2 protein-coding genes are annotated in these 1,083 nt (G+C 66.9%); both read left to right on the plus strand.

Annotation, left to right across the window (positions count from 1 at the left end; translation table 11 throughout):
• On the plus strand, window positions 1–328 hold a 328-nt coding region (locus tag AQJ66_RS36600; RefSeq protein WP_208611550.1), incomplete at its 5' end, for an alpha-glucosidase C-terminal domain-containing protein.
• On the plus strand, window positions 325–1,083 hold a 759-nt coding region (locus AQJ66_RS36605; RefSeq protein WP_244163048.1), incomplete at its 3' end, for an alpha-amylase family glycosyl hydrolase. The genes AQJ66_RS36600 and AQJ66_RS36605, both read left to right, overlap by 4 nt.

A 1,083-nucleotide genomic window follows, 5' to 3' on the forward strand; every position in this document is an offset into this window, starting at 1 on the left:
CCCCGCGCTACAGCGCCTGCGGAACCTCCGCTTCCACCGGACCGACAACGATCACGTGCTCGCCTACAGCAAGAGCACGGGCCCGGACACGGTCATCGTGGTCGTCAACCTCGACCCGCACCACACCCAGGAGGCCACGGTCTCGTTGGACATGCCGCAACTCGGCCTGGACTGGAACGCCGCCCTGTCCGTCCACGACGAACTGACAGGGGAGACCTACCACTGGGGCAGGACCAACTACGTGCGCCTCACGCCCGGCCGGACGCCGGCGCACGTGCTCCACGTCGGGCGATCGACGCCACAGATCGGAGGGCCCTCAGCGCCATGACTGTCAACGACCCCGTACCGGACACCTTCGAGGACACTCCCGCCAAGGACCGGGATCCGGAGTGGTTCAAACGCGCTGTCTTCTACGAGGTCCTCGTCCGCTCCTTCCAGGACAGCGACGGCGACGGCGTCGGCGACCTCAAGGGCCTGACCGCGAAACTCGACTACCTGCAGTGGCTCGGCGTGGACTGCCTGTGGCTGCCGCCGTTCTTCAAGTCACCGCTGCGGGACGGCGGTTACGACGTCTCCGACTACACCTCCGTGCTGCCGGAGTTCGGCGACCTGGCCGACTTCGTGGAGTTCGCGGACGCCGCCCACCAGCGCGGCATGCGCGTCATCATCGACTTCGTCATGAACCACACCAGCGACCAGCACCCGTGGTTCCAGGAGTCCCGCAACAACCCCGACGGCCCCTACGGCGACTACTACATGTGGGCCGACGACGACAAGGCCTACGAGGACGCGCGGATCATCTTCGTCGACACCGAGGTCTCCAACTGGACCTTCGATCCGGTGCGCGGCCAGTACTACTTCCACCGCTTCTTCTCCCACCAGCCGGACCTCAACTACGAGAACCCGGCCGTGCAGGAGGAGATCCTGGCCGCCCTCAGGTTCTGGCTGGACCTCGGCATCGACGGGTTCCGGCTGGACGCGGTGCCGTACCTCTACGCCGAGGAGGGCACCAACTGCGAGAACCTGCCCGCCACGCACGCCTTCCTGCGGCGCGTGCGCCGCGAGATCGACGCCATGTACCCC

This window comes from Streptomyces bungoensis (genome assembly GCF_001514215.1).
Lineage (GTDB): Bacteria > Actinomycetota > Actinomycetes > Streptomycetales > Streptomycetaceae > Streptomyces > Streptomyces bungoensis.